Origin of the sequence: Xenophilus sp., from assembly GCF_044462705.1 — a bacterium.
Classification (GTDB): Bacteria; Pseudomonadota; Gammaproteobacteria; order Burkholderiales; family Burkholderiaceae_C; genus Xenophilus; species Xenophilus azovorans.
Genome location: NZ_JBIQNC010000276.1, coordinates 1 through 5,420 on the forward strand (window position 1 = coordinate 1; position 5,420 = coordinate 5,420).

At 65.3% G+C, this 5,420-nt stretch carries 6 protein-coding genes, 1 tRNA gene and 2 pseudogenes; all 9 read left to right on the top strand.

Annotated features, from left to right (window positions below; all coding sequences use genetic code 11):
* Positions 1-104 (top strand): annotated as a pseudogene (locus ACIY1X_RS24485) (elongation factor Tu); the annotation flags it as partial.
* A 12-nt stretch (positions 105-116) separates the two neighbouring features.
* Positions 117-192, top strand: a tRNA-Trp gene (locus tag ACIY1X_RS24490).
* A 120-nt stretch (positions 193-312) separates the two neighbouring features.
* Positions 313-696, top strand: a complete 384-nt coding sequence (gene secE / locus ACIY1X_RS24495) for a preprotein translocase subunit SecE (protein ID WP_399685771.1) — start codon at positions 313-315, stop codon at positions 694-696.
* Entirely contained in the window at positions 696-1,283 is a 588-nt protein-coding gene (nusG, locus tag ACIY1X_RS24500) for a transcription termination/antitermination protein NusG (RefSeq protein ID WP_399685774.1), read from the top strand. The genes secE and nusG overlap by 1 nt, the downstream gene beginning before the upstream one ends.
* 113 nt (positions 1,284-1,396) lie before the next feature.
* Positions 1,397-1,828: a 50S ribosomal protein L11 gene (rplK, locus tag ACIY1X_RS24505; RefSeq protein WP_038213608.1), complete on the top strand. Its 432-nt coding sequence runs from the start codon at positions 1,397-1,399 to the stop codon at positions 1,826-1,828.
* 1 nt (position 1,829) lies between these two features.
* Entirely contained in the window at positions 1,830-2,528 is a 699-nt protein-coding gene (gene rplA, locus ACIY1X_RS24510) for a 50S ribosomal protein L1 (RefSeq protein ID WP_399685778.1), read from the top strand.
* 251 nt (positions 2,529-2,779) lie between these two features.
* Positions 2,780-3,307 (top strand): 50S ribosomal protein L10, encoded by a 528-nt coding sequence (gene rplJ, locus ACIY1X_RS24515; RefSeq protein ID WP_399685781.1) that lies wholly within the window; start codon positions 2,780-2,782, stop codon positions 3,305-3,307.
* Between the two features lie 52 nt (positions 3,308-3,359).
* Positions 3,360-3,740, top strand: coding sequence for a 50S ribosomal protein L7/L12 (gene rplL / locus ACIY1X_RS24520; protein ID WP_038213618.1), 381 nt, complete (start codon positions 3,360-3,362; stop codon positions 3,738-3,740).
* 254 nt (positions 3,741-3,994) lie between these two features.
* Positions 3,995-5,420: pseudogene (rpoB, locus tag ACIY1X_RS24525) on the top strand (DNA-directed RNA polymerase subunit beta); the annotation flags it as partial.

The window sequence follows — 5,420 nt, forward strand, 5'->3', positions numbered from 1 at the left end:
TGAAGCTGATCGCGCCGATCGCCATGGAAGAGGGTCTGCGCTTCGCCATCCGCGAGGGCGGCCGCACCGTGGGCGCCGGCGTGGTGGCCAAGATCATCGAATAAGGATCCGTGCCTAGGGGTATAGCTCAATTGGCAGAGCGTCGGTCTCCAAAACCGAAGGTTGTAGGTTCGATTCCTACTGCCCCTGCCACCTGAGGGTGGTTTCCGCCGCGTGGCGGAATGAGCAAACAAGCCCGCCGCCCCCGGCGGGCTTCGGCGTTACGAGAGAGCGCCGGCAACGAGGCCGAGAGGCCGCAGGAATTCGCCGAACATGGCCGCAACTCAAATCGAAACTGTCAGCACGGGTGCCGACAAGGCCAAGCTCGCTGCCGCCATCGTCCTGGCGGTAGGAGGCTTCGTCGCTTTCTACCTGCTGGGGCGCGAAGGTGCGCTGGTGCAGTGGGGCGCGCTGATCGTGGGGCTGGCGGCGGCGGTGGCGATGTTCGCCCTGTCCGAGAGCGGCCGCCGGCTGTGGGCCTTCGGCCGCGATTCCTGGCGCGAGGTGAAGAAGGTCGTCTGGCCCACGCGCAAGGAGTCCATCCAGATGACGGCCTACGTCTTCGGCTTCGTGGTGATCATGGCCATCTTCCTGTGGCTCACCGACAAGACGGTCGAATGGGTCTTCTACGACCTGCTGCTGGGCTGGAGAAAATAATGAACGACACCGTGGACAACGACGCCCATCCGGTTCTGGCGCCGCCCGCCAACCCGGATCTGCGCTGGTACGTGGTCCATGCCTACTCGGGCATGGAGAAGGCCGTCGAGCGCAACATCACCGAGCGCATCAACCGCGCCGGCATGCAGTCCAAGTTCGGCCGCATCCTGGTGCCCAGCGAAGAGGTGGTGGACGTCAAGAACGGCCAGAAGCGCACCACCGAGCGGCGCCTCTTCCCCGGCTACGTGCTGGTCGAGATGGTGATGGACGACGACACCTGGCACCTGGTGAAGCACACCAACAAGGTGACCGGCTTCGTCGGCGGCGCCAAGAACCGCCCGGCCCCGATCTCGCAGAAGGAGGTCGAGGACATCGTCAGCCAGATGCAGCAGGGCACCGACAAGCCGCGCCACAAGGTGGAGTTCATCGTGGGCGAGCTGGTGCGCGTGAAGGAAGGTCCCTTCACCGACTTCAACGGCACGGTCGAGGAAGTCAATTACGAGAAGAGCAAGGTGCGCGTGTCCGTCATGATCTTCGGCCGCGCCACCCCCGTCGAGCTCGCCTTCGCCGAAGTCGAGAAGACCTGACAGATCCCGGAGGCGCGCTTCACGGCTCGGCGCGCCTTCCTTTCCAGCAGAGCTGCAACCCCGGGGAGCCGCGGCAGAGTCCGCGGCGCTAGAACCCGCAAGGAGAAGAAAGCATGGCGAAAAAGATCGTCGGCTTCATCAAGCTGCAAGTGCCGGCAGGCAAGGCCAACCCCTCGCCGCCGATCGGTCCCGCGCTGGGTCAGCGCGGCCTGAACATCATGGAGTTCTGCAAGGCGTTCAACGCCCAGACCCAGGGCGTCGAGCCCGGTCTGCCGCTGCCGGTGGTGATCACCGCTTTCGCGGACAAGAGCTTCACCTTCATCATCAAGACGCCGCCGGCGACCACGCTGATCAAGAAGGCGATCAAGCTGGACAAGGGCTCGGCCAAGCCGCACACCGACAAGGTTGGCAAGATCACCCGCGCCCAGCTCGAGGAGATCGCCAAGACCAAGATGCCCGACCTCACGGCCGCGGATCTGGATGCTGCCGTGCGCACCATCGCCGGCTCGGCCCGCTCGATGGGCGTGAACGTGGAGGGCGTGTGAGATGGCCAAGCTGACCAAGAAAGCCAAGGCCCAGCAGGGCAAGATCGAAACCACCCGGCTGTACCCCCTGGGCGAGGCGCTGGCCCTCGTGAAGGAAGCGGCCACCGCCAAGTTCGATGAGTCGATCGACGTGGCCGTGCAGCTCGGCGTGGACGCCAAGAAGTCGGACCAGGTGGTGCGCGGCGCCGTCGTGATGCCCAACGGCACCGGCAAGACCAAGCGCGTGGCCGTGTTCGCCCAGGGCGCCAAGGCCGAGGAAGCCAAGGCCGCCGGCGCCGACATCGTCGGCATGGACGACCTGGCTGCCCAGGTGAAGGCGGGCGACATGCCCTTCGACGTGGTGATCGCCGCCCCCGACGCGATGCGCGTGGTCGGCACGCTGGGCCAGATCCTCGGCCCGCGCGGCCTGATGCCGAACCCCAAGGTCGGCACCGTGACGCCCGATGTCGCCACGGCGGTGAAGAACGCCAAGGCCGGCCAGGTGCAGTTCCGCGTCGACAAGGCCGGGATCATCCACGGCACGATCGGCCGCCGCTCGTTCGACAACGACAAGCTCCAGGGCAACCTGGCGGCGCTGATCGATGCGCTGAACAAGGCCAAGCCGGCCACCAGCAAGGGTGTGTACCTGCGCAAGGTGGCGGTGTCCTCGACGATGGGCGTGGGCGTTCGCGTCGACACGCAGTCCATCGGCCAGGCCTGATGACGTGATTTGCCGCCGGCCGGTTCGTTTCGGATCGGCGGGCGGCGAATGTGGTGGGCCGCAGCGGCGCCAAGCTGCTGCGGGCCATCCAAGACCGCTGGCGGGTGGTGTTGCCACCCTTAATCGACGGCAACGTCGGCCAGCGCAGATGGCGATCCCGCTGCAAGGAATCCATTTCCGAAACAGGTGGTCGCTGCATGAAGGCGCTGCCCTGGGGTCTTCTCCGGGGCAGCATTGAAAAGGAGTCAACCTTGAGTCTGAATCGCAGTGAGAAAGAAGCGGTCATTGCAGAAGTGACCGGCCTCGCCGCCAAAGCTCAAACGCTCGTGATGGCGGAATACCGCGGCATCACGGTCGCCGACATGACTCGTCTGCGCAACAACGCCCGCGCCCAAGGCGTGAGCCTGAGTGTTCTGAAGAACACCCTGGCCCGCCGGGCGGTGGCCGGCAGCGCATTCGAGGCCGTCGGCGACCAGATGACCGGTCCGCTGATCTATGGCTTCTCCGAGGACGCCGTGGCCGCCGCGAAGGTGGTGGCCGATTTCGCGAAGACCAACGACAAGCTGGTCATCCGCGGTGGCGCCTTCGGTGGCAAGGCCCTGGATGTCGAGGGCGTCAAGCAACTGGCGAGCATCCCTTCCAAGGAAGTGCTGCTGGCCCAACTGTGCGGCCTGCTCATGTCGCCGATCTCGCGCACGGCCGTGGTGCTGGGCGCGCTGGCGGCCAAGAAGGGCGAAGGCGCTGCAGCCGAGCCTGCCGCCGAAGCCGCCGCGGCCTGATCCATCGCGGACACACGCGGCAATCAACCCAATCTGTTTCTAGGAAATCCAAATGGCATTCGATAAAGACGCATTCCTGACGGCGCTGGACAGCATGACCGTCCTCGAGCTCAACGACCTGGTCAAGGCCATCGAAGAGAAGTTCGGCGTGAGCGCCGCCGCCATGGCCGCTCCGGCCGCCGGCGGTGCCGGCGGTGGCGCTGCTGCTGCGGCCGAAGAGAAGACCGAGTTCAACGTCGTGCTGACCGAAGCCGGCGCGAACAAGGTGTCGGTCATCAAGGCCGTGCGCGAAATCACCGGCCTGGGCCTGAAGGAAGCCAAGGACCTGGTGGAGGCCGCTCCCAAGGCCGTCAAGGAAGCGCTGCCGAAGGCAGACGCCGAAGCGGCCAAGAAGAAGCTGGAAGAAGCCGGCGCCAAGGTGGAACTGAAGTAATTCGCTTCACCTTCGAGGCTGGAAGCGCCTTCGCGGGCCTTCCAGCCTTTGCCGCTTCAAGAGGCCACCAGAAAGCCGCCGGCTACGCCGGCTTTCTAGTGTCTTCTGACCCGACTGCAGAAGATCCCTTGGTTCGGGCGATGTGCAACGCATCGCCGTCCGCCATCGCTGGTAGTGGCCAGCCGCCAAGCAGGGGCGCCGGAGAAAGCGGCGTCGCTGGTCTAGTCGCTGATGATCTCAAGCCCGGAGCTCTCATGGCCCAAGCATCGACCTACAGTTATACCGAACGCAAGCGCATTCGCAAAAGCTTCGGCAACCGCGACAGCGTCGTCACGATTCCCTACCTGCTGCAGATGCAGAAGGACGCGTACACCGCCTTCCTGCAAGCGAGCGTCCCGCCCCAGAAGCGCAGCGACGAAGGCCTGCAGGCCGCGTTCAATGCCGCCTTCCCGATCGTCTCCCACAACGGTTTCGTGGAGATGAAGTTTCTGGAATACAACCTGGCCAGGCCGGCGTTCGACGTGCGCGAATGTCAGACGCGCGGCCTGACCTTCGCCTCGGCCGTGCGTGCCAAGGTGCAGCTCATCATCTACGACCGCGAGTCCTCCACTTCGCAGTCCAAGGTGGTCAAGGAAGTCAAGGAGCAGGAGGTCTACATGGGCGAAGTGCCCCTGATGACCGACAAGGGCTCCTTCATCATCAACGGCACCGAGCGCGTCATCGTCTCGCAGCTGCACCGCTCGCCGGGCGTGTTCTTCGAGCACGACAAGGGCAAGACGCACAGCTCGGGCAAGCTGCTGTTCTCGGCCCGCGTGATTCCCTACCGCGGCTCGTGGCTGGACTTCGAGTTCGACCCGAAGGACATCCTGTACTTCCGCGTCGACCGCCGCCGCAAGATGCCGGTCACGATCCTGCTCAAGGCCATCGGCCTGAATCCGGAATCGATCCTGGCGAACTTCTTCGTCAACGACAACTTCCGCCTGATGGACAGCGGCGCGCAGATGGAGTTCGTCTCCGAGCGCCTGCGCGGCGAAGTCGCGCGCTTCGACATCACCGACAAGTCGGGCAAGGTGATCGTCGCCAAGGACAAGCGCATCACCGCGCGCCACACGCGCGAGCTGGAGCAGTCGGGCACCACGCACGTGAGCGTGCCGGAGGACTTCCTCGTCGGCCGCGTGCTGGCGCGCAACATCGTCGATGCCGATTCGGGCGAGATCCTGGCCAAGGCCAACGACGAGCTGACCGAAGCCCTCCTCAAGAAGCTGCGCGCCGCCGGCGTGCAGGAGATCCAGTGCATCTACACGAATGAGCTGGACCAGGGCGCCTACATCAGCCAGACGCTGCGCATCGACGAGACGGTGGACGAGTTCGCCGCCCGCGTCGCCATCTACCGCATGATGCGCCCCGGCGAGCCGCCGACCGAGGACGCGGTGCAGGCCCTGTTCCAGCGCCTGTTCTACAACCCGGACACGTACGACCTGTCGCGCGTGGGCCGCATGAAGTTCAACGCCAAGATCGGCCGCGACGAGGCTACCGGCCCGATGGTCCTGACCAACGAGGACATCCTCGCGGTGGTCAAGATCCTGGTCGACCTGCGCAACGGCCGCGGCGAGGTGGACGACATCGACCACCTGGGCAACCGCCGCGTGCGCTGCGTGGGCGAACTGGCCGAGAACCAGT

What these genes read in the sequence shown, in the direction of transcription:
- secE (WP_399685771.1), top strand. Translation starts at nt 313, where the DNA reads ATGGCCGCAACTCAAATCGAAACTGTCAGCACGGGTGCCGACAAGGCC.
- rplK (WP_038213608.1), top strand. Translation starts at nt 1,397, where the DNA reads ATGGCGAAAAAGATCGTCGGCTTCATCAAGCTGCAAGTGCCGGCAGGC.
- rplL (WP_038213618.1), top strand. Translation starts at nt 3,360, where the DNA reads ATGGCATTCGATAAAGACGCATTCCTGACGGCGCTGGACAGCATGACC.
- nusG (WP_399685774.1), top strand. Translation starts at nt 696, where the DNA reads ATGAACGACACCGTGGACAACGACGCCCATCCGGTTCTGGCGCCGCCC.
- rplA (WP_399685778.1), top strand. Translation starts at nt 1,830, where the DNA reads ATGGCCAAGCTGACCAAGAAAGCCAAGGCCCAGCAGGGCAAGATCGAA.